The organism is Pseudomonas sp. MWU12-2037 (assembly GCF_023242345.1).
Taxonomy (GTDB): Bacteria; Pseudomonadota; Gammaproteobacteria; order Pseudomonadales; family Pseudomonadaceae; genus Aquipseudomonas; species Aquipseudomonas gingeri_D.
Genome location: NZ_JALLIZ010000017.1, coordinates 36,555 through 61,829, shown reverse-complemented (window position 1 = coordinate 61,829; position 25,275 = coordinate 36,555). Strand labels below are relative to the sequence as shown.

At 55.4% G+C, this 25,275-nt stretch carries 25 protein-coding genes and 1 pseudogene; 17 read left to right on the top strand and 9 right to left on the bottom strand.

The window, feature by feature from the left end; all coding sequences use genetic code 11:
- The first annotated feature begins 402 nt into the window (after positions 1 to 402).
- Positions 403 to 1,026: a YbhB/YbcL family Raf kinase inhibitor-like protein gene (locus tag M5B42_RS24930; protein WP_103499750.1), complete on the top strand. Its 624-nt coding sequence runs from the start codon at positions 403 to 405 to the stop codon at positions 1,024 to 1,026.
- A 34-nt stretch (positions 1,027 to 1,060) separates the two neighbouring features.
- On the top strand, positions 1,061 to 1,915 hold the full coding sequence (locus tag M5B42_RS24925) for a helix-turn-helix transcriptional regulator (RefSeq protein WP_248747308.1): 855 nt from the start codon (positions 1,061 to 1,063) through the stop codon (positions 1,913 to 1,915).
- Positions 1,916 to 1,954: 39 nt separating this feature from the next.
- On the opposite strand, the gene M5B42_RS24920 is transcribed toward M5B42_RS24925, so the two are convergent.
- The 3 genes from M5B42_RS24920 to M5B42_RS24910 form a co-directional block, all read right to left on the bottom strand.
- Positions 1,955 to 2,413: a metallophosphoesterase family protein gene (locus M5B42_RS24920; RefSeq protein WP_103499748.1), complete on the bottom strand. Its 459-nt coding sequence runs from the start codon at positions 2,411 to 2,413 to the stop codon at positions 1,955 to 1,957.
- Positions 2,414 to 2,544: 131 nt separating this feature from the next.
- Positions 2,545 to 3,492 carry a DHH family protein gene (locus tag M5B42_RS24915; RefSeq protein ID WP_248747307.1) on the bottom strand — a complete coding sequence of 316 codons (948 nt, stop codon included), beginning with the start codon at positions 3,490 to 3,492 and terminating at the stop codon, positions 2,545 to 2,547.
- The gene (locus M5B42_RS24910; protein ID WP_248747306.1) at positions 3,489 to 4,004 is read right to left on the bottom strand and encodes an aminotransferase class V-fold PLP-dependent enzyme; all 516 of its coding nucleotides are present in this window, start codon (positions 4,002 to 4,004) and stop codon (positions 3,489 to 3,491) included. The genes M5B42_RS24915 and M5B42_RS24910 overlap by 4 nt, the downstream gene beginning before the upstream one ends.
- 802 nt (positions 4,005 to 4,806) lie before the next feature.
- Here M5B42_RS24910 and M5B42_RS24905 point away from each other — a divergent pair.
- The 5 genes from M5B42_RS24905 (at position 4,807) to M5B42_RS24885 (ending at position 8,541) form a co-directional block, all read left to right on the top strand.
- The gene (locus tag M5B42_RS24905; protein WP_248747305.1) at positions 4,807 to 5,157 is read left to right on the top strand and encodes a hypothetical protein; all 351 of its coding nucleotides are present in this window, start codon (positions 4,807 to 4,809) and stop codon (positions 5,155 to 5,157) included.
- Positions 5,158 to 5,603: 446 nt separating this feature from the next.
- Entirely contained in the window at positions 5,604 to 5,918 is a 315-nt protein-coding gene (locus M5B42_RS24900) for a hypothetical protein (RefSeq protein ID WP_248747304.1), read from the top strand.
- 478 nt (positions 5,919 to 6,396) lie between these two features.
- The gene (locus M5B42_RS24895; RefSeq protein ID WP_177104049.1) at positions 6,397 to 6,735 is read left to right on the top strand and encodes a hypothetical protein; all 339 of its coding nucleotides are present in this window, start codon (positions 6,397 to 6,399) and stop codon (positions 6,733 to 6,735) included.
- A 597-nt stretch (positions 6,736 to 7,332) separates the two neighbouring features.
- Positions 7,333 to 8,010: an apolipoprotein A1/A4/E family protein gene (locus M5B42_RS24890; protein ID WP_248747303.1), complete on the top strand. Its 678-nt coding sequence runs from the start codon at positions 7,333 to 7,335 to the stop codon at positions 8,008 to 8,010.
- Positions 8,011 to 8,340: 330 nt separating this feature from the next.
- Positions 8,341 to 8,541, top strand: a complete 201-nt coding sequence (locus M5B42_RS24885) for a hypothetical protein (protein ID WP_247263503.1) — start codon at positions 8,341 to 8,343, stop codon at positions 8,539 to 8,541.
- Between the two features lie 23 nt (positions 8,542 to 8,564).
- Here M5B42_RS24885 and M5B42_RS24880 read toward each other — a convergent pair whose 3' ends face one another.
- The 3 genes from M5B42_RS24880 to M5B42_RS24870 form a co-directional block, all read right to left on the bottom strand.
- A complete protein-coding gene (locus M5B42_RS24880) occupies positions 8,565 to 8,951 on the bottom strand; it encodes a hypothetical protein (RefSeq protein ID WP_103499542.1) in 387 nt (128 codons plus the stop codon).
- Positions 8,952 to 9,287: 336 nt separating this feature from the next.
- Positions 9,288 to 9,623 (bottom strand): hypothetical protein, encoded by a 336-nt coding sequence (locus M5B42_RS24875; protein WP_103499541.1) that lies wholly within the window; start codon positions 9,621 to 9,623, stop codon positions 9,288 to 9,290.
- Between the two features lie 440 nt (positions 9,624 to 10,063).
- A complete protein-coding gene (locus M5B42_RS24870; protein WP_248747302.1) occupies positions 10,064 to 10,627 on the bottom strand; it encodes a DinB family protein in 564 nt (187 codons plus the stop codon).
- A 635-nt stretch (positions 10,628 to 11,262) separates the two neighbouring features.
- On the opposite strand from M5B42_RS24870, the gene M5B42_RS24865 reads away from it, so the two are divergent.
- From M5B42_RS24865 to M5B42_RS24850, 4 genes and pseudogenes are all read left to right on the top strand, one after another.
- Positions 11,263 to 11,844, top strand: coding sequence for a hypothetical protein (locus tag M5B42_RS24865; RefSeq protein ID WP_248747301.1), 582 nt, complete (start codon positions 11,263 to 11,265; stop codon positions 11,842 to 11,844).
- Between the two features lie 174 nt (positions 11,845 to 12,018).
- Complete coding sequence (locus M5B42_RS24860) at positions 12,019 to 12,669, top strand: hypothetical protein (protein WP_248747300.1); 651 nt, start codon at positions 12,019 to 12,021, stop codon at positions 12,667 to 12,669.
- Between the two features lie 246 nt (positions 12,670 to 12,915).
- Entirely contained in the window at positions 12,916 to 13,422 is a 507-nt protein-coding gene (locus tag M5B42_RS24855) for an AAA family ATPase (RefSeq protein ID WP_248747299.1), read from the top strand.
- A 23-nt stretch (positions 13,423 to 13,445) separates the two neighbouring features.
- Positions 13,446 to 13,562: pseudogene (locus M5B42_RS24850) on the top strand (AraC family transcriptional regulator); the annotation flags it as partial.
- Positions 13,563 to 13,572: 10 nt separating this feature from the next.
- Here the strand turns inward: M5B42_RS24850 and M5B42_RS24845 are convergent.
- Together M5B42_RS24845 and M5B42_RS24840 are read right to left on the bottom strand one after the other, a co-directional pair.
- A complete protein-coding gene (locus tag M5B42_RS24845; protein ID WP_248747298.1) occupies positions 13,573 to 15,699 on the bottom strand; it encodes a TonB-dependent siderophore receptor in 2,127 nt (708 codons plus the stop codon).
- A 292-nt stretch (positions 15,700 to 15,991) separates the two neighbouring features.
- Complete coding sequence (locus M5B42_RS24840; RefSeq protein ID WP_103497496.1) at positions 15,992 to 16,579, bottom strand: TetR/AcrR family transcriptional regulator; 588 nt, start codon at positions 16,577 to 16,579, stop codon at positions 15,992 to 15,994.
- A gap of 168 nt (positions 16,580 to 16,747) precedes the next feature.
- On the opposite strand from M5B42_RS24840, the gene M5B42_RS24835 reads away from it, so the two are divergent.
- The 3 genes from M5B42_RS24835 to M5B42_RS24825 all read left to right on the top strand — a co-directional run bounded on the left by M5B42_RS24835 (position 16,748) and on the right by M5B42_RS24825 (position 19,906).
- The gene (locus M5B42_RS24835) at positions 16,748 to 17,848 is read left to right on the top strand and encodes an alkene reductase (RefSeq protein ID WP_248747297.1); all 1,101 of its coding nucleotides are present in this window, start codon (positions 16,748 to 16,750) and stop codon (positions 17,846 to 17,848) included.
- Positions 17,849 to 17,996: 148 nt separating this feature from the next.
- On the top strand, positions 17,997 to 18,995 hold the full coding sequence (locus M5B42_RS24830) for an NADP-dependent oxidoreductase (RefSeq protein ID WP_103497498.1): 999 nt from the start codon (positions 17,997 to 17,999) through the stop codon (positions 18,993 to 18,995).
- A 98-nt stretch (positions 18,996 to 19,093) separates the two neighbouring features.
- Entirely contained in the window at positions 19,094 to 19,906 is an 813-nt protein-coding gene (locus tag M5B42_RS24825) for an oxidoreductase (protein WP_248747296.1), read from the top strand.
- A 174-nt stretch (positions 19,907 to 20,080) separates the two neighbouring features.
- Here the strand turns inward: M5B42_RS24825 and M5B42_RS24820 are convergent, their stop codons facing one another.
- On the bottom strand, positions 20,081 to 21,016 hold the full coding sequence (locus tag M5B42_RS24820; protein WP_103497500.1) for a helix-turn-helix domain-containing protein: 936 nt from the start codon (positions 21,014 to 21,016) through the stop codon (positions 20,081 to 20,083).
- 555 nt (positions 21,017 to 21,571) lie between these two features.
- On the opposite strand from M5B42_RS24820, the gene M5B42_RS24815 reads away from it, so the two are divergent.
- From M5B42_RS24815 to M5B42_RS24805, 3 genes are all read left to right on the top strand, one after another.
- Positions 21,572 to 22,630, top strand: a complete 1,059-nt coding sequence (locus M5B42_RS24815) for a phenylacetaldoxime dehydratase family protein (RefSeq protein WP_248747295.1) — start codon at positions 21,572 to 21,574, stop codon at positions 22,628 to 22,630.
- Positions 22,631 to 22,764: 134 nt separating this feature from the next.
- Positions 22,765 to 23,634, top strand: coding sequence for a transporter (locus M5B42_RS24810; RefSeq protein ID WP_248747294.1), 870 nt, complete (start codon positions 22,765 to 22,767; stop codon positions 23,632 to 23,634).
- Positions 23,635 to 23,751: 117 nt separating this feature from the next.
- Positions 23,752 to 25,266 carry an amidase gene (locus M5B42_RS24805; protein ID WP_248747293.1) on the top strand — a complete coding sequence of 505 codons (1,515 nt, stop codon included), beginning with the start codon at positions 23,752 to 23,754 and terminating at the stop codon, positions 25,264 to 25,266.
- The last annotated feature ends 9 nt before the right edge of the window (positions 25,267 to 25,275 follow it).

Here is a 25,275-nt window from a genome sequence, read left to right as displayed (position 1 = left end):
CGCCTAGCTCTCTGTTTCGACAGCCATTCTGCTGTATAGCTCCGACTGCTCTGTATAACAGTCCGCAGAAAAACTCACGGGGAACGGCTCCCGGTTTGGTATGGCATAAGCATAGTTGAGAAGGATCAGGAGGTTGTAATGACGGTAGGGTCTCCCTGCCCTTTCGCAGAGACTTACGACCCAGTACCTTTTCTTCTGCCTCCACGCATGCCTATACCTGGCCCAAGTTGACTGGATGTGTTCAGTTTCTGATTGGCTGGGTCAAAGGCAAAACTCACTTCCACTCTAAAATCACTCCCGCAGCCGCCCCTTCTCGAGGACTGGTAAACGCCACGATCCCGAGTGCCACATTCACTCGATGAGCCAGGCGTCCGATACCTCACTGCTTATTCAGGCCCAACCATGAAACTGACCAGTAACGCCTTTGATGACAACGCCGCCATCCCGGGGGAATACGCCTTTGCTGTTCCGAACGCGGAGAGCCACTACACACTCTCGAGCAACCGCAACCCACATCTGGCGTGGACAGAAGTCCCGGAGCATACTCAATCGTTCGTTCTGATATGCCACGACCCAGACGTCCCGAGTGTGGGCGATGATGTGAATCAGGAAGGTAAAGTCATTGCCGCGTCCTTGCCGCGCGTCGATTTTTACCATTGGCTCTTGATCGATATTCCTGCCAACCAGCGGGAAATTACCGAAGGGAGTCATAGCAACGGCATCACCCCCCGAGGCAAAAACGGTCCGCAAACTGGCGATGGCCAACGCCATGGCCTCAATGACTACACCGCCTGGTTTGCATCGGACCCACAAATGTCCGGCGAGTACTACGGGTACGATGGCCCATGCCCGCCGTGGAATGACGAGCGGCTGCACCACTACGTGTTCACTGTCTACGCTTTGGACGTGCCCAGCCTCGTGATATCGGGCCCGGTTAACGGCGCGAATATTCTGGATGCACTGCAAGGGCATGTACTGGCCAAGGCCAGCCTTACGGGCACCTACACCCTCAACATGGACCTGTGATTTTGCGGCCAACTTCAGGAACCACACCCTCACCATGGATCGGCCTGAGCCGGTGACTGCCCCGCAACCGGACGACGCCCGCTGGCTGCTGCCATCGGGCGCCCCCCTGCAAGCGCAAGCGCCATGCATGCTGGCCAGGCCGCGCCTGATGAGCCCTCAGCACGCTACCAACTTCCGCTTTTTTGAAGCGACGTTGCTGGTCGTGACATCAGGCCATTTGACACTGGACAGTGGTGAACGTACCTGGGAGTTGGCTGATCCCCGTACCTTGATGGCCGTGGCAAAAAACGCCATCACGGATATTCAAAAAATACCGGATAAGAACAGTTCGACGTTTGCTTCTCTGTTTTTGACGTTCGCACCGGGCCTGATCACTGAGTTTCACCAACGCTATGGGCACAACGTCACGGCCTCATCCATGGTCACTGAATGCAAGACGGCGGAACTGGACGAAGACTTGAATGATGCGCTGCAGTTTTGCATTCGAGGAATCGACTCACGAACCGTTTCGGAGGCGCAACAGACAAATCGGTTGATGGGACTTCTGTTGGCATTGCAGGAGCGGAATATTGTATTCCTCCGTCCTTCAATCCCTGGGCTGGCGGAGCGATTAACCCAGTTACTGGCCAAGGCTCCGGACAAACACTGGACAGCGGCACAGGTAGGTCGCGAATTAGCCGTCAGTGAAGCCACCTTGAGGCGACGCCTCGCGGAAGAAGGCGTCAGCTTCAGCGCAGTGCTGACCGAGATTAGAATGCATCACGCGATGATGCTGTTACAGACGACGCATTTCAGCATTTCGCAAATAGCCGACGCCTGTGGGTATCGCGCAATCTCGAGATTTTCAATGCGTTTCAAAAGCCGCTTTGGTTTCTCTCCTGTACGGTAGGAAAGAAGCGGATGGCCCCACCGTTTTCGTTCATTCGGATCATGGCAGAAGCGAAACCAGGCGTGGCTCGATGGAGGTCTCAAGCACCTCCAGCAGTGCCAGCGTCACCGGAAGCTTGAAACGCCGTGGACCCGCGCTCCCTGGGTTGAGGTACAAGGTTTCATCACGCCATTGAATGAGAGGCTTGTGCGAGTGGCCGGTGATTACCAGCTTTATGCCCTCATCCAGAGCTGTTGGAACATCGGCGATGTCATGCACGAGCAGGGTCCGCCATCCGCTCAGGTCGAGCCGCAGAAGGTCCGGCAGATGGGCTGCCCAGGGCGCGTCCTGGTCGTTATTACCGCGCACAACGAATAGTGGAGCGATAGCGGCCAGGTGCTCAAGCACCTCAGGCTTACCGATGTCGCCGGCGTGAATGATTTTTTCACAGCCCTTCAGGGCAGCAAGGGCCTCGGGACGGAGAAGGCCGTGAGTATCGGAAATCACTCCAACTTTCATGCAGGGCACCGTGAGGGCTGGAAGTGGTCAGCGAGTGTACCCACAAGTGCCTCGGGCAGAGCAATGTATCGAAATCACGGTCACCTGTTGCGACAAAGCGAGCCGGTGGCGTATTCGGCCAACCTGGCGGCTCAACTTCTCGCTATCTCCGGTATGGCGTCTGCAATGGAGATACGGCCCAAGCCCAACTTCACCAGCTCCTTACGCAGCAGCGAGCGCTCAAGCACCGCCATTCCGGCCTGCCATTCGATCGGCAGCAAATGGCTCAACTTCTGTTGGCTGACCAAGGGCTCAGCCAGAAAGTAGCTCTTGCACTCGCGGATGCTGATGACGTTCAACAGCCAATCTCCACCCTGCGCCGCCAGCCAGTGAGCGATCGTTGAGCGATGCGTTCGGATCAGCGCACTGGCATCCCACACCGCCATCTGCGCGAAAACCTGCGGCAGGTTGCTATCGACTTTCAGCCGCTTCATATCAACCGCCAACGCGCCAATCAGGTCTGACTCGATAGTCGCTTGGCACTCGGAGAAATACCGCTCAGGCCAGTCCGCAGCCAGTTTCGCCCGCCGTGCGAGGACCTCATAAGCCCGGATATCCGATTGGGTGGTCAACTGCCCGGTGAAATTCAGGGTATTGTCCAGAATCGCCGTGGCCAGCAACGCAGCACTTTTTTTGCTGATCCGCGGCAACAACCCCGTCGCTTCCCAACGCTGAAAAATCTGAGTCGCTGCTGCTCCGATCTGCAGAATCTCCGCACCAGATCCAAGCTTCTGCGCCCAATAGTTTTCAAAACCAGGGTGGTGGTCAATGACTTCCACCACCTGATCAAGCACCACCACCGGGTCGAAATGGTGGTAGTCGGAGACATCCACCAACACGAACTCATCACCCGCTCTCGGCCGATAATCGTCCAGAGAGGATTGCCATCCGAGCACGGTCCTGGAGATGCTGGCATTGAGCGGGGCACTACTGACGGCCCGAGCATCGACGCCCTGTTGATTCAACAGCTCGGCGTACGCAATGCAACAGGCATACGCGTCGATGTCCAGGTACGCCGACCCGGAGGTCACCACCCTCATGACACGCGAGCCACAGCGTGAGCTGCCGAGACAGTCGAAGACAACTTCAGCGCGTGGGCCATACCCTCCAGAATCCGCTCATAGGCGAACTGACACTGTTCTTCGTCGATGGAAATACGCACGGTGGCTCCGACGACCCAGTCGGGATATCCCAGCTGTGTGACCGTGTTGGATAGGCTGAGTGCCTTGTCCGAACACGCCGACCCTGCGGTTATGTAGATCGACTGCGTGTTCAAGGCCGACTGTAGTTTTTTTGTATTCACTCCCGGCGATGCAATAAAGCTCACGCACGGTATACGCGGTGCTTGCTCACCGATCATGACCACCTCGCCCAGCATCGCTTGCAGCGTACGTTCAAACGCTTCCCGACTGCGTTGTGCCGCGGCTTTTGCGGAGCCGTATTTCTGCTGTATCTCCTGCAACGCGGTTTCAATCGAAAGAACACCCGGGTAATTCTGCGTACCACCGCGCAACCCGCCTTCCTGGCCGCCACCAACAATCAACGACGACAATCCGTAGCGATCTCTGGCGTACAGAAAACCGGCACCGGGTATTGGAGCCACTGTTGAAAATCAAGCAGTCGGCACCCGTACCCACCACTATCAGATTTATCCATGATCTGACAAAACATCGACATCGGCTTTCCTTAAAATCCATTTTCCATAGTTAAAACAGCGTATTAGCGTGCCGAATTACTTTGTCACGTTCTTTTTTGGCAGACAAAACTCGCATGTTTTCATTTCATAAATGTGACGTGTGAGGGAGCCTTATGGCTGTTCAATGCACGGATAACCTTTTGCGGGTAAGCCCTTTGTCCTTCGTTTTGCTCCCCTTATCCCCTTCGGTTTCAACGCGCCTTTTAGGACCTTTTTAGGGCGCGGGACGTCAGGGGAGATGTCACCCGATTTTCGCAACAAGGGGTCGATGCGGGCCTGAACCGTACCGGTACAGGTGAAAAAGTAGGACCGCTCTTACATGAATCGATCAAGTGCCTGATTCGCCCGTCCCTTCATGCACCTACAGGCATAAAGTCAGCTTTTGGCCGACTAAATCGTGGGAAACGGCTGACTGCCTCAACCAACAGAATTGATCGACTATTTGCTCAGGGTCGCTGTCGAGGAACAGCCCCTCATCAGGTGGTCATGATCTACAAGGCTACGACGTACAGGAGTGCGTTGATCAGTGCAGTACGCCGGGCATTCATAGGCGAGGACAGGCGTCACTCCCTCACCGACCGAATGCCCGATTTTCACACTGACGGACGCTTGCTGCCAGGCAATGCCTCCGGACAAATGATCGATTGCAGGAGATACGATGAAGTCCTCAAAACACCTGGATAACGCGCTCGAGGCTGCCGGTTGTATTGAAGAAAAACTCAAGGCTGCGGTAGAGGCATGGCGGGCCGACATTGACCGTTTCGCTTCAAGTTATGAACTGAAGGAGATCAATCACGAATTAAGGTTAACCATCAGACAGCGAGAACATCAGCTTCATTCGTCCATTCGTTCTCAGTGCAGCGAATTAACCTGTTTGATCAGAAACGTAAAATCCGATCTGGATATGGTCAAGTTCAATAGACAGTTGTGGGCCAGCACTATTCTAGCGATCGTCGCCCCCCTCTTCATCACGATCGTTGCCTTGGCATTGATAGATGCCGTCAAATAGGGCACAGCGCATTCACCGTATCACTGGCGGGCTGGCGTTTGTGGTTCTCTCGTTGCTCGGCACGGTCTACGTGCTGATTCACAGCCATTCATATCCCGTACGCAGAGCACGCCTGCGTACGGGTGTGAGGTCTCTGCCGGCATTGTGCCCCTAACCCTCCGCTACAGACGTGCCAAAGATGGTAACAAGGCCTCAAAAGCGGATCCGATGTTTCGCTATTCAGTCGTCGAGGCTTTTAGCCAGACGGGCCACCAACGCCATGTGGCCGTGGCTGTTGATCACGCAGTAGTCCGCCCTCTACCTCACGCCTCGGGTGAGGTATGCAGACTTCAGTATACTGAGAGGCCCCTTTATCCAAGTCAGTGGGTTGCAATGCCGAGCCGCAAAAGCAGATCACTCGCATCGCCTTATAGCTGGGCCTCGCAGGCCACAGCGGAGCGACGCACATGACAGCCACCCCCCTCATCGCTCGTGAGGTTTACCAGGTGCTCAAAGAGGTCGCTCTGGGTGTACGCGCCCTGCGTCGACTGAGCCCGCAGTCCTGGAGCGAGATCCATACCGGACCTATGCCCGTTGAGGTCGATGGCTGGACGCTTACGCTTTTCAATGACGGCGACATTCTGGATTACTGTGAAGACGCGACGTGCCCTGCTGGAAGAACAGGAGCGCTTGAAGACTGGCAGCGTTACGGAACCAATCCAGTTGATCTACTGAGCGCTTGGGAACATCGGCAGTTGGAGCTCATGCTCGCCAATCTTTGAGACCCCATCACCCTTCTTCGTCATCCAAAATGCTACTGGTTAAAGCGCTAGCTCTTCCAGGCTGGAAGCCTGAGTATCAGACCTATGTAGTGCTTCCCTGAAGGATCACCTGTCAGAAAAAACGCCCGATCAAAAGGGAAAAGCACGCGCCAGTTGTGAGGAGGCCTCTTTCTCTAGGAGTGCGCCAAAATTCACTCAGCTTTCCAGCAGAGAGCAGATCATCTGCACGCGTCAAACGAAGTATATCCCTACAATCACCCGAGAAATGGCTGGCTATCTCAGTCAATGGGTTTGGCTCGACTATTAGATCGGGATGACGGCTGACAACAACCTCTTCCCAGGCGGTGTTGTCCTCGAGAGCACCGTGTACTGACGGTTCATTGATCGGTTGATGGTACGCCCAGACTTTGCAAGTGTGAGCACGTCAATGGACCACTCTACAAAACCAAAGCCGCTGTCAATGGCTTAGGAGAGCGAAGTGAGAGATCCAGCATCAAAATATGATCTGACATCTACTGAAAATCTGTTGAATCGAAACATCTCAAATCAGGGCGATAAGTTAAACGCCTCGATCAGAGAGCTACGTACGTCTATTAAAGAACAGAGCGAGAGCATAGCTACTCTCAGCAAACCCCTCATCGATCAACGCCGTCAGTTTTGTAAGGAAATTGCCGAAGAAATCGCACTGAACAATCGTATAGAACGTGATAGGGCCAAAGAGCAACGGTCTGACAAAATCGGAAAATGGATGGTCATTCTGATGACCACGGTGATAATAATTCTAACTGTTTTTAAACTACACATTGAAAGCCTTTAAAATTTTGACAGTCCCTGCTGGCGCCAGGACCACCTGACATCAAGGTTTCAAAAACTCAACGTCAGTCGGCAAGCTTGTCTCTCTTGATCTGCGCTCACACCGTACACAGCAGTGAGCATTTGTGGGACGCGGCAAGGACGCCGCCATGGCCCCCCTTCCCCTCGAAGCCCTCATGTTAAAACAACGTTTCCATGAGGCACACCCTGTGACAGCACGTGCGATACAAGAACACTACATCCAGAACTGAGAACAGAGCCCCCTGCTCTCTGTACGACTGTGCGCGGCATACGTGTAGTTGCGCGCAATTAGCTAGGCCGCTTCCTACATTTTCAACGGAAGTGGCTGGCTATCTCACCCAGTGAGTTTGGATCGATGATTTGACCTGGTTAGCTGTCGTTGGCAGCACCTTCCCAAGTGGTCGTGATCTTCGAGGCCACGGTGTGCAGATAGCACATTGATCATCCCTAGTTCGCCCAGCATTCGGAAGCGCGAACAGTCGTCGACACCCTCGCCGATCGAATGCCCCAACCCCACCGTGACGGAGACCTACCGTCAGGTGGTGCCTCCTCGTCACGTCTGCATTGAGTAGGAGACACCATGAGTAGATCTATGGCTTTGTATAACGCGCTGTCAGCCATCAGCGTACCACCGGAAAAAGCCAAAGCTGTCGTAGAAGCTTGGGAGGCCGAAGTGCGAAACGTAGCAACGAAATCCGATTTGGTACGAGTGGAGAAGCAGTTGATCCAAAAAACCGTCGACCTGGGTCGAGAGCTGCGTGGCTCGAGCAAAGAGCTAGGCGACACGGTCAAAACCCATGGCGAGCAAATAAACGCGCTCAGCCAAGCGATAGTTACCCAGGGGATTGAGCTACGCGCTGAAATGAAGGAGCAAAGCAGTGAGCTTCGTACGGAGATCAAAGACCAAGGTAACGAACTTCGCGCGTCAATAGAAAAGCAGGGCAATGACTTCCGGCTTGCGATGGAAAAACAAAGCAATGAGCTTCGCTCTGAAATAAGAGAGCAAGGTAGCGAATTTCGCTCCGCAATGGAAAAACAAAGCAGCGAGCTACGCGCTGAAATCAAGGAGCAAGGCAGCGAGTTTCGACTTGCGATAGAAAAACAGGGTCATGAATTCCGGATATCGATGGAAAAGCAAGGCCAACAGCTTAGTACAGAGTTCAAGAACCAAGTAAGCGAGCTAAAAAATTTAATGACTAAGCAGGGCACCGAAATGAAGGACCAAGGTGTCGAACTCAGAACAACAATCAAAGGGTAAGAGACAGCCCTCCTACTACAGGGTGTCAAACTAGAGGCGTCCATCACAGAGGTCGGGTCAAGAATCAAGTACGTGCGCTGGCAGTTTGGCGTCATCGTCACTGCTGTAGTTGGTTTCTTGGCAAAAATGGCCTATGACTTCTTCATTGGAAAATAGCTTTATGATCCCGAGCTTTACTGCTCAACCGGTAAGCTACGGCCTGTGGCTTAAACGTTTCAAGACGTGGGTACTGTCCACGTTGCTCTGATACACCATAATTTTTGCCCATGCGGGGAACACTCCCCGTCCGGGCGCAGTGTCTCTCCGTTTTGGGCTTTTCTGGAGAGACCTATGAAACTGGATGCACTTACACCGCAACAAGAAGCACTGCTCGACCTACCTGTCGTTTTCACGATTAAGGCTTGGAATGAAAGTGTTTACATAGCAAAGCCACTGAACATCGCCGAACAGGGCTGTCGCCTGACATCGGCCAGATGCGGCCCCTCAATTCAGGGGTGTTTCCGTCCGAAAAAACTATTCAGAAATGACTGAAAGAAGACGCTCAGGCACCGATCTCAAGGACGATGCAGCCCTGTCGCATCCCGCCAGTACAAGGTTTCTTCGAATTGAAAGCTAATAAGAAAGAAGGCCGAACACGACTGAGATATGGATTGAGCGATTTTATCCAAATCGTCCATAGACGATTCCCCCTCAGGTTCGGGCCCTTTTATTCTGATGGTGCAACGCAAAGCGACAGGAAAGTCGACACCCTTTGTATTCTCAGCATAGATCGTAGAGTCATCTGCTACATCGCCGCCGCTCAATCTAAGCCCCGAGGCAAATACAGCGGACAAGCCATTACCCGCTACCTCTATTTCCAAAGCTCCCGCATTCTCAAGGGCGCTTTTCAGTGCTGAAATTGTGAGCGCACTATCAGCTTCCAAGCACAGATCAAGACTCATGAATCCTCCCTTTTTCCTGCCTGAACAGTTGCACCAAAATTTTGAGTGCGATCTTCGCGATAGTGTATTTGGCTAGTGGCTTGAATGTCTGCTTCTGGCCAACTCTGTTGAAAAAGTCGCTCGGCCGCAGAAATGGGGGCCGACTGTTTTTCAACAGCATCGGCCGCAAGCGGCCAGTCACTCGGAAGAGAGCGATTTCGTGGGATCTGGCCGATTGCGTCGTGTAGCGTCGCTCGAGCTAATGGGTAGTCTGATGATCAAAGGCTGTTCCAGTGCATGATGAACTGCGTCGAGACAGCACCGATCTTGATCCAGCAGAACCCGCCAGGGCGATAGTTACTGCACGTTTTTCAGCTTGATTACATCACCGGAGACTTTGGTGGTGTAGCCGCTCAGGACCCAGGCCCAGAACCAATTTTCCTGCACTTGCGTATTGATCATCGCATCGCCCCCCTTGGCCTCGATTGCAGCGTTCTGGGCGCGGACGAAACGGCTGTTCTGGCGGATCGGAATCACACCGAACAACATCAGGCCAGTGGCGGTTGCTTCGCTGTGACCCACCACGGTGTATTGGCTGCTGTCATAGTGCGGCGAGGTTATCGGGGCTCCGGTGCAACCCGCCAGAATCAGGCCGAAAACACCACCGGCTACAACTTTACTGAGGTACTTCACTGAACAACTCCATGGCAAAAATCCCAGGATCCAATTCCGGGGGACGACACTCTAACCGCCCCGCTGGCCATTTGAAAACAATCGATTCAAAGCGGGCCAAAGGTCAGAGGCTGCTTCTGGCCGTTTTCTGCCAGCGACGACCGAGGCTGTGTAAAAACGTTTTTCAGCGCGATTGGAGCCCAGTGCTGGACTGAAAATCGCGTTTCTACGCAAAATCCAGATCCTGAGCAGCCGATAATTTTCAGATTTCGCATAGACGCGCAAACTTCAATTTTGACGAAGCGTTTTTACACAGCCTGGACCCACAGTGGAGTAACAATTTTGCCAGCGACCCCCTCGCTCGGATCGCTATACCCCGCGAGAAATTTGGTGCTACTGACTCGACCAGTCCCCTTCAGGTGCTATGTGTTTAGCCGCCCAGTCATATGCGGTGAGGCCTCTCAGCTGGGAACGTCAGGGGCTGGGCGTAATGGAACGTTCGTCGGAGGGAAGGTAAGCCGATCCTCGTCCAAAGCTCGTAGTGGTAGATCTCCATCCAGGTAAAATTCGTCAAGCTGTGGAGGTGCAACACGGGTGCCGGACAGCATCGCGTGAACTTGTCCCCGATGATGGATCTGATGCTGGAATAGGTGCAGCAGTAGGCGGTCGACCCGCTCCAGTACTATGCCCTCCGCCCGCACAACCTCTGCTTGGCGACCCAATGAGCTCTCATCCAACCGTTCGCAATAAGCTATCAGTCGGATGTCTATCGCCGATTGAAGCTGCGCTATCTGATGAAGCGATAAATCTGAAGAGAGTTCCTTACGTTGGCCTTCCAGATCAAGCTCCAGTGCTGCGAGGTAGAACTGATCCACGTCCAATATATGCAACAGCGTTCGTTCGATAGAGGGAAAGAAGCTCGTTCGTGCAGCCACGTACTCCTCGTGGCTTAACGCGAAGCATGCGGAAAGCAATCGCCGGTTCGACCACTGGTTGTTTTGTGCCTGCGCCAGGAAGCTGTTCATTGGGAATGGCCTAAAGGTTTGCTTGAGTCACAATGATAGTGGATAGCACATCCCTGATTGGTGTGACTACTCTGCTGGTCTCGTTCCCCAGGGTCCGGGCGCAGCGGTCAGGTGGTTCAGGAAGTCGGATATCGAAGTCCACTTTGCATGACTGGGAACATACTGGCTCATCGTAGACACCGCCATTGCCCACTTCCCCTCGAAGCCCTCATGCTAAAACAACGTTTCCATGAAGCACACCCTGTGACAGCACGTGCGATACAAGAACACTACATCCAGAACTGAGAACAGAGCCCCCTGCTCTCTGTACGACTGTGCGCGGCATACGTGTAGTTGCGCGCAATGAGCTAGGCCGTTTCCTACATTTTCACCGGAAGTGGCTGGCTATCTCACCCAGTGAGTTTGGATCGATGATTTGACCTGGTTAGCTGTCGTTGGCAGCACCTTCCCAAGTGGTCGTGATCTTCGAGGCCACGGTGTGCAGATAGCACATTGATCATCCCTAGTTCGCCCAGCATTCGGAAGTGCGAACAGTCGTCGACACCCTCGCCGATCGAATGCCCCAACCCCACCGTGACGGAGACCTACCGTCAGGTGGTGCCTCCTCGTCACGTCTGCATTGAGTAGGAGACACCATGAGTAGATCTATGGCTTTGTATAACGCGCTGTCAGCCATCAGCGTACCACCGGAAAAAGCCAAAGCCGTCGTAGAGGCTTGGGAGGCCGAAGTGCGAAACGTAGCAACGAAATCCGATTTGGTACGAGTGGAGAAGCAGTTGATCCAAAAAACCGTCGACCTGGGTCGAGAGCTGCGTGGCTCGAGCAAAGAGCTAGGCGACACGGTCAAAACCCATGGCGAGCAAATAAACGCGCTCAGCCAAGCGATTGCTACCCAGGGGATCGAGCTTCGCGCTGAAATCAAGGAGCAAGGCAGCGAGTTTCGACGTGCAATAGAAACACAAGGCTATGAATTCCGATTGTCGATGGAAAAGCAAGGCCGTCAAACTGACACCGCAATCAAAGCACAGGAAACAGCACTAAACCAAATGGCTGTAAAACTTGAAAATGCTCTTGAACAGCAAGGTATCAAACTAGAGGCGGCCATCAAAAGCGTCGAGTCAAAATTCAAATACGTGCACTGGCAGCTCAGCGTTATCGTCACTGTTGTCGTGGGTATAGGGATAAAAGTGGCTAATGATTTCCTCATTGGGAAATAGCTTCATGAACCAAAGCTGTACTGCTCTGCCGGCAGGTTTCGGCCTGTAGCTTAAACGCTTTAGACAGTGGGCACTGTCCCCGCCGTACTGATACACCACACTTTCTGCCCATGCGGGGAACACTCCCCGTCCGGGCGCAGTGTCTCTCCGTTTTGGGCTTTTCTGGAGAGACCCATGAAACTGGATTCACTCACACCGCAACAAGAAGCACTGCTCGACCTACCTGTCGTTTTCACGATTAAGGCTTGGAATGAAAGTGTTTACATAGCAAAGCCACTGAACATCGCCGAACAGGGCTGTCGCCTGACTGCAGTACTTCAGGCCATTCACGAAACCATCATCCAGGAGGCGTGGGACGATGAGCCTTTGTTCTTTGACTTCAGCCACGAATGCTTTCCCTCCACGGGTGAGCGATCAGATCGAGTCCTGTTGGATCTGCGCCTGGTCGTAGATCGGAAGGAAGATGAACTGCATGTGCTGACGCTCATGCTCAGGTATGAGGCCGAGGCACTTGAAAAACGGATTCCTGGAGAGCTCTTTGCTTTCGGTGAAATCGTCATGACCCAGGGCGTAGAGGCGCTTGCTCAACAAGGTCTGTTGGACATAGCGCATTTTCTGGACCGTCATCTCTGTGGTGATTGGGGAGAATTGCCTGGGGCGGACAGACTGAAAAACGAACGGGCGGTGCTGACCGGCGCCAGCTTGTTCTCGCAATACGACGTTGGCGTTGGAGCGGCGAAGGTGCTCTGGATCATCACCTCGGCAGACAGGCAATTCACCTACCTGCTCCTGCCCGTTGAACCCACCCTGCCCCAGTTTGACTGAGGCTAACTGACCGCCTACCCGCCTTTTCAGGCGAGTAGGCGGTTTTTTGCATTCCGAGGCGTGAGGATATTAGCTGGACGTTAGGTGAGGAGAACGAAAATTGCAGTTTGCATGACGTAAGCCTCCATAAGACGTGACTTGAAAAGCCGCTGACTGGCGGCGCGACGGGCCAGTGAAATCGACCCGTTGCTGCCGCATAACGGGCAGCCAGCTATGCTGGGTAACCCACTCACCCAAGGACATAGAATGCTCATTGTCTTCAGCGGCCTTCCAGGTACCGGAAAAACGACTATCGCAAGTGACCTTGCCACCAGAACAAGTGCTGTGTATCTGCGGATCGATACGATTGAGCAGGCTATTCGCGACTCTGGTGCTCTTGCACAAGATGTAGGACGGAGCGGTTACATGGTCGCCAATGAGCTTGCTCTGAGCAATCTTCGTTTTGGCAGCACGGTCATAGTTGACTGTGTTAACCCAGTGATCGAAAGCCGAAGGGCGTGGAGCGATATCGCCACACGCGCTGGTGCTCCATTAGTGAACATCCAAGTGATCTGCTCCGATAGACATGAACATCAGCGCCGGGTAGAAACCAGAAAAATTGATATTCCTGGACTGACCCCACCAACCTGGCAGTCTGTACTGGATCATGAATATGAGGCTTGGGATACCGCTCCGTTTAATATAGACACCGCCCTGACCTCTCCGGCGCAGGCGGTGGCAATGATCACCGAACGTTTTTTATCTAAGGAGTAGCGCTAGCTAAACACCCAAGGTCGCAGATTCACGAGGCCGTGGCGCCGAATGAGTTCGGCGTGCAGGAGATCGTCATGCCTGCCGGTCGCTGTGTCGTAATACGACACGTGGGGTCACCGGATCAGATCGGGGAAGCAATGGCAAAGAGCACTACAACGTATAGGAAATGCCGACTTGCACGGTTCGTGGCGCACCCGGATAGGCATAAACGTTGCCGAACGCGCCTTCTTCGTAGTCGCGATCAAACAGGTTTTTCACGTCGAGATTGAGCCGCACCTGGTCATTGATCTTGTAGAAGCTGAGCAAGTCGACGACGGTGTAACTACCCATCGAAAACGCGGTGTTGGCGGTTTGGCCTGCGCGCGCGTCGACGTACTTGAGGCCGGTGCCCAGGCCTAGCCCCTTGAGAGTACCGTCCTGGAACTCATACATATTGAGCAGGCTGAAGCTGTTTTTCGGGATGTTCAGCAGACGCGTGCCAGAGCGCAGCACGTTATCTTTGGTCACCACGGCATCGACATAGGCGTAGCTGCCGATCAAGCGCCATTCGGGGGTGATGTTGCCGGCGACGTTGACGTCGAAACCGCGGCTGCGCACTTCACCGGCAGCAACGCTGAAGGTCGAATCAACAGGATCGGTGGTCAATACGTTACGTTTCTCGATCTGATAGATCGCCGCATCGACACTCAACTGCCGATCCAGTGCTTCCCACTTGATCCCCATTTCGTGAGACGTGCCCTTCTCCGGCGCAAACCCACCGCCGAGACGGCTTGCGCCAGTGTTGGGCTTGAATGAGCGCGCGGTGTCGGCGTATACCGCTAAAGTCTCGGTCAAATCGTAGGTCAAGCCGATACGCGGGGTCACCGCGTTGTCACTGGCCTGCCAATTCTTGCCGCCCGGCACGTAGGTTTCGTAGTCATGTTCGAAGCGTTCGAAACGAGCGCCTGCCAGTACTTTCAGTTTGTCGGTCAATGCCACCTGATCCTGCACGAACGCGGCATAAGTCTTGAGGTTTTCCTTGTCGTGGGTCGGCGTACGAGTCAGTGCGGGACGCGGCTGGCCGTACACCGGATCGAAGATGTCGATCGGGTACGCATCGACCGCACCACTGGAGCGTTTAATGACCGACTTGTAGTCGTACTCTTCGTACTCGATACCGGTGAGCAAGGTGTGCTGCAAACCACCGATGTCGAAATGGCCAGTCAGATTGAGCTGGGTGTCCTTGTCGGTCCATTCCAGCTTGCGATAGTTGAAGTTGCGTCCCAGGGTGCGGCCGTCAGCGGCAATACCGTTGGCCTCGATCGCGTTGCCCTTGAGCGAACCATCGAGCCACTGGAAGCCGCCGCCCAGCGTCCAGTCGTCGTTGAGCATGTGCTCGAAACGCAGTTGCGCCATGTTGTTGTCGTTATGCAATTTGCCAACGTCTTTTTCGCCAAAAAAGCTGTCGCGAGAGGCGATGCCAATCTGCCTGGCGTAACGTGTAACGCCGCGATCCAGCGGCGCGTTGTTACGCATGAAATCGCCTTCGAAAATCAGCTTGGTCGCGTCAGTCGCCTGCCACGTCAGTACCGGCGCGATGCCGTAGCGCTCTGTCTCGACGTGATCGCGGAAGGTGTCGCCGCCCTCGCCCACCAAGTTCAGTCGATAAGCGAGGCGGCCCTCTTCGTCGAGCGGGCCGGAAGCGTCCAGCGTGCCGCGCTTCATGCCCTGATCGTTCAATTGACTGCCCAGGGTGACGGTGCGCTCGGCCAGCGGCTGCTTGGAAACCACGTTGAACGTCCCGCCAGGATCACCACGACCGTAGAGCATGGTTGCCGGGCCGCGCAGCACTTCGAGTCGCTCGATAGTGTTGGCATCCGGCATATTCGGGTAGCCGCGATTGATCGGAAAACCGTTGCGATAAAACTCGCCCGTGGTGAAGCCGCGAACTGTAAACGTGGTCAGGCCCTGCCCGCCGAAATTGTTCGCCCGCCCAACACCCCCGGCGTAATCCAGCGCATCTTGCAAACGGGTAGCCCCGAGATCCTCGACTGCCTCTTTCGACACCACACTGATCGATTGTGGCGTTTCATGGATAGACGTATCAGTACGCGTGGCGCTGGCCGAGCGTGTTGCCCGATAACCCTGCACCGGGCCGTCCGCCCTTTCGTAATTCGCGGTACCGATGACATCGGTTGCGTCCAGCTCAAGGGTTGAGGGGGTTACATCCGTTTGTTCAGCCCATGAGGAAGACGACAACGCTTGCAGCACACAAATGGAAAGCAGGGTTTGACGCATGGAGAGGAAAACCTTTACGAATAGGTCAATGCAGAGGGTAAAAACGCCAACAACACCCAAACATGCTATAGCAAACCATTCGCAGTTAAAACTAATTCTCATTATCGGTTAGGTGTAGTCGTCGAATAACTCACCATTTCATTCGGAGAATGGGCGTTATAGGCTGACAAAGGAGGGTTCAAAGTGAGCCTTGATCTGTGTCTCGAAGCTGATGATGCACTGACGGCTCCGACACTGGGCCTGGCCTTGGAAAAAAGCTGGCACCAGTGAAATCATCATCGCCGATGGTGCTCTAGAGGCTGCTTTTTTGACTCGGTGGCAGTGATGCCATTATCTCAGCACGGCAAGTTTCCAGTATTTCATCCGCGAGAGAGGAGTCATCCGGACACGCCCGTGACAGCATGACAGCACCGATTGCATGGGCTAGCAGGTCGATCATTTTCGCTCGAACCTCTTGCTTCTTCGCATCCAGACCCGCTGTGTACTTTTCCTCGAGTGCTGCAAGCGTGTTTTCAACGCCATTGGCAAAGGTCGCCTTCAAATCATCTGACTGACGGGCGGCGTCACCACACAGGGCGGCCATAGTACAACCCGCTCCCCTGCCATCTCTGTGATCCCTCGACACGTACAGATTTACAAATCCCGCCACGTCGAGATCGCTGGTGCTCGAGAGGGATTTTGAAAGGCTGTTTTCAGCCGCTTCGGCCATCAAGTCGGCCTTGGAGCCGAAATGTTTGTAGAAGCCTCCCTGGGTAAAACCGGCAGTCGCCATGAGCTCCGCCACCCCCACACCATCGTAGCCACGCTCACGAAACAGCTCTGACGCTGTGTCCACGATATGAGCCCGGTTGGCAAGTGATTGCGTCTTGGTGATCTTCATTTCGAGCCCCTGCCTCTCCTGAACAATTACCCGAATATACTATGATGTCGTTCATAATCAAAACTGTTGACATCTTTGAGCATGATCGACATCATAAAATCACAGCCGCACGTCCCTGCAGCTGTGCGGCGCAGATCGCCCTCTCTGATCAACGTGTATGGAATCGATATGAACGACAAAAGCTTGTTTGAACCCTACACACTGGGCTCACTGACGCTTTCCAATAGAATTGTAATGGCGCCACTGACGCGAAACCGCGCGGGGACAGGGTTTGTTCCGAGTGAGCACGCTGCAACCTATTACAGTCAAAGAGCGTCGGCAGGCCTGCTGATTTCCGAGGCATCCCAGATCTCGCAGCAAGGTCAGGGCTATCAAGATACGCCCGGTATCTATACAGAGGCGCAGATAGAGGGCTGGCGAAAAGTCACCGACGCAGTTCATGCCAAAGGCGGACGCATTTTCTTGCAGCTGTGGCATGTCGGGCGCGTATCCCACGTCGACCTTCAGAAAAACGGTGCTGCCCCGGTAGCGCCTTCTGCCCTGCAAGCCGCGACGAAGGTATTCGTCAACAACAGCTTCGCAGATGTCTCAGCCCCCCGAGCCCTGGATATCGAAGAGTTGCCTGGGATCGTCAATGACTTTCGCCAAGCAGCGAAAAACGCCATCGCTGCAGGATTTGACGGCGTAGAGATCCACGGCGCAAACGGCTATTTACTGGATCAATTCCTCAAGGACGGCTCCAACGTTCGCACTGATGCCTACGGTGGCTCGGTTGAAAACCGTGCGCGCTTGCTGCTCGAAGTCACTGCCGCAGTGGTGGACGAGATCGGTGCTGATCGAACAGGCATCCGAATTTCTCCCGTGTCACCTGCCAACGGCGTTTCAAGCAGTGATCCGCAGCAGCAGTTTGATTACGTCGTCGATCAGCTCGATGCCTTGGGCCTGGTTTACCTGCATGTGGTTGAAGGTGCAACTGGCGGGCCGCGCAACATCGCCCCTTTTGATTTTGGCTCCCTACGCCGGCGCTTCAAAAATACCTACATTGCCAACAACGGCTATGACCTGAATCTAGCGGCATCCCAACTCAAAGATGACAAGGCTGATCTGATCGCCTTCGGACGTCCGTTTATTGGCAACCCCGATTTGGTAGAGCGGCTCAAGAGCAGCGCCACCTTATCCACATTCGACCCGACGACTCTGTATGGCGGCGGCGCAGCGGGCTATATCGACTACCCGACACTTGCCGAATCCAGCTCCGCGCAGGGCTGAACAGTCAGAGAGACTGAATCGCTTTTCGACATCCATTCAAGAGCATCTATTCCGGCATTTTCGGATGCCTGAACACCTTCGGCTCGTCTTATAGCGGCACGCTGGGGTGCGCATGTTGCCATCCCATTGAAACCATGAGAACTGAATCATGAAAGCCTTTCTGATCGACCGTTACGGCAAGAGCCATGGACGTATTGCCGAGGTACCGCAACCAGAACCGGGAATCAACGACGTCCTGGTCGAGGTGCATGCCAGCAGCGTCAACCTGCTGGATTTGAAGATCAGCAAAGGTGAATTCAAACTGATCCTGCCGTACAAATTCCCGCTGATCATGGGTAACGACTTAGCCGGCGTCGTCGTTCGCGTGGGGCCAGGCGTGCGCCACTTCAAGCCCGGTGATGAGGTCTATGCCCGCCCGCCCCAGGCGCGTATCGGAGGCTTTGCCGAGCTGATCGCGGTTGAGGAAAGTGCCCTCGCACTGAAACCCAAAAATACCACCATGGAAGAAGCGGCTTCCCTGCCCTTGGTTGCGCTGACTGCCTGGCAGGTGCTGGTTGAAACAGCACAATTGAAGAAGGGGCAAAAAGTCTTTATCCACGCGGGTTCCGGTGGAGTCGGCACAGTTGCCATCCAGCTTGCAAAACACCTGGGCGCCTTCGTTGCGACGACGACCAGCACCCGTAACGTGGATTGGGTCAAGGCGTTGGGAGCAGACGTCGTCATCGACTACAAGCAGCAAAACTTCGAAGACGTTTTGCGCGATTACGACGTTGTATTGAACAGCCTCGGTCCTGTCGAGCTGGAAAAATCACTGAGCATTCTCAAGCCTGGTGGCCAGCTTATCTCCATCTCCGGGCCACCGACGGCAGCGTTCGCAAAAGAACAAAAGCTGTTCTGGGGACTGGGTTGGGTAATGCGTCTGTTGAGCAGCGGCATACGCAGAAAAGCCCGCCAAAAGAACGTCAGATATGCGTTCGTGTTCATGCGCGCGAGCGGCGCTCAATTAGAGAAAATCACGGCGCTTGTCGAGTCCGGAGTTATCAAACCTGTGATCGACCGAACCGTCCCTTTCGAGTCAACGGCTGAGGCCTTGAGTTATGTGGAACGAGGCAGAGCCAAAGGCAAGGTGGTCATCAAACTCATATGACGACAACTGGCACTCGATCACTGAAGCTCAGGACGAGGGTCAGACGTATGCGAGTGGGCTATCGCCGATAGCGACTCACGGACACACTGGAGTATCAAATGAAAACATCTTCCGAAAGAACCGCGATAGTGACCGGTGCATCATCCGGTATTGGTCAAGCTACTGCTGAGGCTCTGGTGCGTGCAGGGTATAGGGTATTTGGCACGAGTCGGAAGGCGAGTGCCAGTCCAACGCAGGTGTCCATGCTCACTTGCGATGTGACAGACGATGACTCTGTCAATGCTCTCGTTTCTACTGTGCTCGCTCAGACCGGGCGGATCGACCTTTTGGTCAATAATGCGGGTGTAGGTCTGCTTGGTGGTGCAGAGGAGTTCTCGATCTCGCAGGTGCAGGCATTGTTCGATGTCAATTTGTTTGGCGTCATCCGGATGACCAATGCGGTATTACCGTCGATGCGGGAACATAGCCAAGGCCGCATCATCAATATCGGATCGATTCTAGGGTTGGTACCCGCGCCCTACTCTGCCCATTATTCGGCGGTCAAGCATGCTCTGGAAGGTTATTCGGAATCCCTCGATCACGAGGTACGTGCCTTCGATATTCGCGTCTCGGTCATCGAGCCCGCATTCGTGCGTACCGTCTTCGATCAAAACGGCATTGAGCCGGACTCGCAGTTGAAGGAGTACGATCAGGCTCGAGCCGGGTTCAGGGCATTGCTAGGCGAGGTGATGCCGAAAGCCGACCGTCCAGAAGTCGTGGCGGCGGTAGTCGTGAAAGCGGCGACCGATGTCCGCCCTCACCATCGCTACACTGCCGGGAAGACAGCACAACAAATCAGTTTGTTGCGCCGCTTTGCCCCCGCAGGATTCTTCGACAGGACCTTACGTAAGCAATTCCGCCTTCCGGTCTGAACCACAAGGCGTGCGTTCGCCCAGGCAAGGCACAGGGTCATGATGAGTTTCTTTCCAAACCGGACACTCACTTCCAGTGCAGCCTAAACTGCCGCACCGTTGCCGGCTTAAGCACTGACTCATTAAGCCTGACGAAGCGCCCATCTTCACGTCGACTTGATAAACCTGGCAACGTCAATTCCGGCGCAAAAGCGTATTCGGCGCCACACCAAACGCTTTGCGAAACGCATGGCTGAAATGGGAGAAATCAGAAAACCCGAAGTCCAGCGCCGCCTGGGACACGCTGCGTACCTGGCCGCGTTCAATCGCTTCACGGCTGGCGTTCAGGCGCTCTTTCCAAATTTCCGCAACGGGGGTTTTCTGGTAGCGCGCGAACGCCCGCGTAACGGTTCGGGTGGATACATTGTGGGCCTGGGCGATGACCTCAATCGACAGGTCCGGCTCGGTCAAATGCCGTTGGATGTACTTCATGATGCGACCGTAGAGGTCCAGCTCTTGGTGGGTGGTGTTGAGGTCCTGGAGTTCCAGGCTGATCACAAGCAGGTCGATCAATGCCGCTGAATAACGCTTGGCGATGTGCTCATCCTGCAACGACACCGGCGTGCTTGCGGCCTGACGCAGCATCTCACGCAAGGGAATTACGCCGGGGCGCCGGTCGTCGAGGACCATCGCGGTGTATTCCGCGATACGCGGTAGCCGCTCGGTGAGCAAGGCTCGCGGAATACGGACCAGGTGGTTTTCGGTACCACCGAAGCTGAAGCGAAACGCCTGAGTTGCGTCATAAAGAAACAGATTCCCAGCCGCCAGACTGGCTTTTCTCGCGCCTTGCTCAATCTGGCCATGGCCATTTAGAGCGAAACCCAACCATAAATCTTCGGCCGGACCGCTGCGCAGGTGCCGCTCGGAACGTTCCCAGTAATGCAGTGGCGATGACAGCGAACAGAGGTCCAGATCGCCTACGGTATTGACGGCAAGCGCGCCGTCGAAATTGCTCTGGGACAAGGGTTTGCTATCGGCCGCCAGGCAATGACGGCAGACCACTTCTTTCCAATAATCAAAGCGACGTGGTGCAGGAACGGCAAGGGTCGAATACTGAGTGCTTGGGTTCATAGCACGGACCTCGGTACAGCGATGCGGTAAGAACTCGAGAAGGTGTAACGGGTTTGTCACCGAGAGCAATTAATAGGCCAAGCGTACTCACGGGCATCCTTGAGGAGGCAACGGCGGGTTTTCATCGAGGTTGTCTCCACGTCGGCAAGGCTTTTGACGCCCTAGCCATCCCCATTTAGAGGCACAAAACGCGAACTTCGGCACCGGCGCACCAACGCCGGTCATGGGTGGACCGTCAGCCCAGCGCTGTCTTTTCCAACCAAACGGTTGTCCCGACGAACCAAGCGCCCCCTCACCGTCCAGCCTAATTTCCACCTCACAGCAGCTCATATCCCCCTGATGAGGCACGCCATGCATCGACCGTCTTCACAACGATTGGCTGATTGCTCCTGGTTTCTGCAAAGGCGCGACCTTGTGCCTGAAGAGTCGGCTTATTGGTTGATTGAATGGGGAGCCATGAGGCTGCTGTACCGACGACAGATCGCCAAGCGCGACCAGCCGCTGACGCGCTGACGCCCACCCGTAGGCCTGAACGAAAATAACGAGGAGTTCAAGATGGAATCTGCAATCGACACACATCTCAAATGCCCACGCACCCTGTCTCGCCGCGTGCCTGAAGAGTACCAGCCGCCCTTTCCGATGTGGGTTGCACGCGCCGACGAGCAGTTGCAACAAGTGGTGATGGCTTACCTTGGTGTGCAGTATCGAGGCGAGGCACAGCGCGACGCCGCGCTGCAGGCCATGCGTCACATCGTCGGCAGTTTCAGCCTGGCCGATGGCCCGCAGATCCATGATTTGACCCACCACACCGACAACAGCGGCTTTGATAATTTGATTGTGGTCGGGTACTGGAAAGACCCTGCCGCCCACTGTCGCTGGTTACGCTCGCCTGAGGTAAACGACTGGTGGGCTTCGCCGGATCGCCTCAATGATGGTCTTGGCTATTTCCGCGAAATCACCGCACCGCGCGCCGAGCAGTTCGAGACGTTGTACGCCTTCCGGGACAATCTTCCCGGTGTCGGCGCGGTCATGGATGCGACCAGTGACGAGATCGAAGAGCACGGTTACTGGGGATCGATGCGCGACCGCTTCCCGATCTCCCAGACCGACTGGATGAAGCCTACGAGCGAGCTGCAAGTGATCGTGGGTGACCCTGCCCGGGGCGGACGGGTCGTGGTCCTGGGGCATGACAACCTCACGCTGATTCGTTCAGGCCAGGACTGGGCGGATGCCGAGGCGGACGAACGCTCGCTGTACCTGGACGAAATTTTGCCGACCTTGCAGGACGGCATGGACTTCCTTCGTGACAATGGCCAACCGTTGGGCTGCTACAGCAACCGGTTCGTGCGCAATATCGACCTGGACGGCAACTTTCTCGACGTCAGCTACAACATCGGCCACTGGCGCTCGGTGGAGAAACTCGAACGCTGGGCCGAATCCCATCCTACCCACCTGCGTATTTTCGTGACGTTCTTCCGCGTGGCCGCGGGTTTGAAAAAGTTACGGCTGTACCACGAAGTGTCGGTGTCGGACGCCAAGAGCCAGATCTTCGAGTACATCAACTGCCATCCGCACACCGGAATGCTGCGGGATGCCGTTGCCGCGCCGGCCTGACACTCAACACCGACAAATGCGGCTTGGATGAGGATGCTCCTTGTCCCTGTCTGCCCCTGGATTCACACCATCACTTTTTGGTCCCTCATCTCTAGCGCATGGGGTAGGGGCCACTTTTTGCCAGGAATTTGATCATGAAATTGAGTCGAATAGTGCTTGTGCTGGGAATGTTGCCATTTGTCAAAAGCCAGGCCCTTGAAGTAGCGCCCGGGGATTTCGAGCCGCTGCCCGCCGGGGCCAATGCCATGTTGTTCTACTACCAACACGCGCAACGGTCTGACCTTTATCAAGACGGCCATAGAACCTCCGATAACGCCAAGCTCAGCTCAGATGTGGGCATCCTGCGTTACATCCACGCCATGGGCCTTTGCGAGAACCTTTCATGGGAACCGCAGATATTGCTGCCGTTCGGCTACATGAACGCCTCGGGCGATGCCGGGGCGCTGGGCGACACCCATGGCGTGGGCGACCCGATTCTCACCGCGCCTCTCAAGTGGACATTACCCACCGCGAACAAAGATGTGTTCGCCCTCGCCCCCTATCTGTACATCCCGATCGGCAGCTACAACAAAAATGATGCCTTGAACCTGGGCGAGAACCGTTGGCGGGCGACGTTACAAGCGGCCTACATCCATCACTTTTCCGCGCAATGGGCATTGGACACCGTCGCGGACGTGTCCTGGGTATCGACCAATAATGACTACGGCGCCACAAGCGCGAAACTCGAAGAAAACACCCGGTACGAATACCAGGCCGCCGTGCGCTACAACTGGTCGCCCAGCACCACGTTCGCATTCGGCGGGGGCTACGTCACCGGGGCCGCGACCACCGTGGACGGCGTTGACCAGCACGACGGTGTCTCGACGTCCTACGCACGTTTTACCGTCACTCACTTTGTCGATCCAACGCTGCAACTCCAGGCTCAACTCGGCAAGGACATCGAGGTAGAGCAAGGCTTCAAGGAAGGTGCACGTCTGAATCTGCGCGTCTTGAAAGTCTTCTGAATCCCGATGTCCTTTTCAACCAAGTGAGTGTCCTGCTCAACCATGCGCAGACGGCGATAGATGCCTAATTTGGGCCCCATTGCCACCGGATTGAATTGATAAGAAGACAGGAAAACCATGGCCATTATTCGTCCCACGCTTGATCAGCTTTTAGCCATCGCGAGTCAGTTGAACATGCAACTGACGCCCGAGCAGGCCGCGTCCTACCTGGATCTGATGCAACCGAGTTTCGATGCATACGACCTGGTCGACGAACTGTGCGATTTCGTTCCCCCCATTCGCTACGACCGCAGTTCAGGCTATCGCCCCTCGGACAAGGAAAACCCGCTGAACGCCTGGTACTACCGGACTGAAGTGAACGGCGCCCGTGAGGGCCTGCTGGCCGGCAAAACCGTGGCGCTCAAAGACAACATCGCCTTGGCCTGCGTCCCGATGATGAACGGCGCTGCGCCTTTGGAAGGCTTTGTACCGGGGTTTGATGCCACCGTGGTCACGCGTTTGCTCGATGCCGGCGCAATCATCCTCGGTAAAGCTACCTGCGAGCACTACTGCCTTTCGGGGGGCAGCCACACCTCTGATCCTGCCCCAGTGCACAACCCACATCGCCAGGGTTATGCCGCGGGCGGCTCTTCGTCGGGCAGTGCGGCATTGGTCGCCGCCGGCGAGGTGGACATCGCCGTGGGCGGTGATCAAGGCGGATCCATACGAATCCCATCGTCGTTCTGCGGTACCTACGGCATGAAGCCGACCCATGGCTTGGTGCCCTACACCGGCATCATGGCGATTGAAGCCACGATCGATCATGTCGGTCCCATTACCGCCAACGTGCGCGACAACGCACTGATGCTGCAGGCCCTGGCCGGTTCGGATGGACTCGACCCACGCCAGGCGGCGCCGCAGGTCGATGACTATTGCAGCTACCTGGCACGGGGGCTGGGCGGGCTCAGAATCGGCGTGCTGCAGGAGGGGTTCGCGCTGGCCAACCAGGATCCCCGCGTGGCAGACAAGGTGCGCGAAGCCATCGCCCGTCTCGAGGCGTTGGGCGCGCATGTCGAGCCGGTGTCCATTCCCGAACACAACCTGGCGGGGTCGTTGTGGCACCCCATTGGCTGCGAAGGTTTGACCATGCAGATGATGCATGGCAACGGCGCGGGCTTTAACTGGAAAGGACTTTACGACGTCGGCCTGCTGGACAAACAAGCCGGCTGGCGCGAGCAGGCTGACCAATTATCCGCGTCGCTCAAACTGTGCATGTTCGTCGGCCAATACGGCCTGACGCACTACAACGGCCGTTATTACGCCAAGGCCCAAAACCTCGCACGCTTTGCCCGGCAAGGCTATGACAAGGCACTGCAGACCTATGACCTGCTGGTGATGCCGACCACGCCCATCACGGCCCAACCCCACCCGGCAGCGGATTGCTCGATCACTGAGTATGTGATGCGCGCGCTGGAAATGATCGGCAATACCGCTGCGCAGGACATCACCGGGCATCCCGCCATGTCGATTCCGTGCGGTCTGGTGGACGGCCTGCCCGTCGGGCTGATGCTGGTCGCCAGGCACTATGCCGAAGGCACGATCTACCAGGCCGCGGCGGCGTTTGAAGCCGCGGTGGACTGGCGCACGCTCTGAGTCTCTTAC

Bases quoted from the DNA above. Each gene is read 5' to 3' on its own strand.
- M5B42_RS24930 (WP_103499750.1), top strand. From the start codon at position 403: ATGAAACTGACCAGTAACGCCTTTGATGACAACGCCGCCATCCCGGGG.
- M5B42_RS24925 (WP_248747308.1), top strand. From the start codon at position 1,061: ATGGATCGGCCTGAGCCGGTGACTGCCCCGCAACCGGACGACGCCCGC.
- M5B42_RS24920 (WP_103499748.1), bottom strand. From the start codon at position 2,413: ATGAAAGTTGGAGTGATTTCCGATACTCACGGCCTTCTCCGTCCCGAG.
- M5B42_RS24915 (WP_248747307.1), bottom strand. From the start codon at position 3,492: ATGAGGGTGGTGACCTCCGGGTCGGCGTACCTGGACATCGACGCGTAT.
- M5B42_RS24905 (WP_248747305.1), top strand. From the start codon at position 4,807: ATGAAGTCCTCAAAACACCTGGATAACGCGCTCGAGGCTGCCGGTTGT.
- M5B42_RS24900 (WP_248747304.1), top strand. From the start codon at position 5,604: ATGACAGCCACCCCCCTCATCGCTCGTGAGGTTTACCAGGTGCTCAAA.
- M5B42_RS24890 (WP_248747303.1), top strand. From the start codon at position 7,333: ATGAGTAGATCTATGGCTTTGTATAACGCGCTGTCAGCCATCAGCGTA.
- M5B42_RS24885 (WP_247263503.1), top strand. From the start codon at position 8,341: ATGAAACTGGATGCACTTACACCGCAACAAGAAGCACTGCTCGACCTA.
- M5B42_RS24880 (WP_103499542.1), bottom strand. From the start codon at position 8,951: ATGAGTCTTGATCTGTGCTTGGAAGCTGATAGTGCGCTCACAATTTCA.
- M5B42_RS24870 (WP_248747302.1), bottom strand. From the start codon at position 10,627: ATGAACAGCTTCCTGGCGCAGGCACAAAACAACCAGTGGTCGAACCGG.
- M5B42_RS24865 (WP_248747301.1), top strand. From the start codon at position 11,263: ATGAGTAGATCTATGGCTTTGTATAACGCGCTGTCAGCCATCAGCGTA.
- M5B42_RS24860 (WP_248747300.1), top strand. From the start codon at position 12,019: ATGAAACTGGATTCACTCACACCGCAACAAGAAGCACTGCTCGACCTA.
- M5B42_RS24855 (WP_248747299.1), top strand. From the start codon at position 12,916: ATGCTCATTGTCTTCAGCGGCCTTCCAGGTACCGGAAAAACGACTATC.
- M5B42_RS24845 (WP_248747298.1), bottom strand. From the start codon at position 15,699: ATGCGTCAAACCCTGCTTTCCATTTGTGTGCTGCAAGCGTTGTCGTCT.
- M5B42_RS24840 (WP_103497496.1), bottom strand. From the start codon at position 16,579: ATGAAGATCACCAAGACGCAATCACTTGCCAACCGGGCTCATATCGTG.
- M5B42_RS24835 (WP_248747297.1), top strand. From the start codon at position 16,748: ATGAACGACAAAAGCTTGTTTGAACCCTACACACTGGGCTCACTGACG.
- M5B42_RS24830 (WP_103497498.1), top strand. From the start codon at position 17,997: ATGAAAGCCTTTCTGATCGACCGTTACGGCAAGAGCCATGGACGTATT.
- M5B42_RS24825 (WP_248747296.1), top strand. From the start codon at position 19,094: ATGAAAACATCTTCCGAAAGAACCGCGATAGTGACCGGTGCATCATCC.
- M5B42_RS24820 (WP_103497500.1), bottom strand. From the start codon at position 21,016: ATGAACCCAAGCACTCAGTATTCGACCCTTGCCGTTCCTGCACCACGT.
- M5B42_RS24815 (WP_248747295.1), top strand. From the start codon at position 21,572: ATGGAATCTGCAATCGACACACATCTCAAATGCCCACGCACCCTGTCT.
- M5B42_RS24810 (WP_248747294.1), top strand. From the start codon at position 22,765: ATGAAATTGAGTCGAATAGTGCTTGTGCTGGGAATGTTGCCATTTGTC.
- M5B42_RS24805 (WP_248747293.1), top strand. From the start codon at position 23,752: ATGGCCATTATTCGTCCCACGCTTGATCAGCTTTTAGCCATCGCGAGT.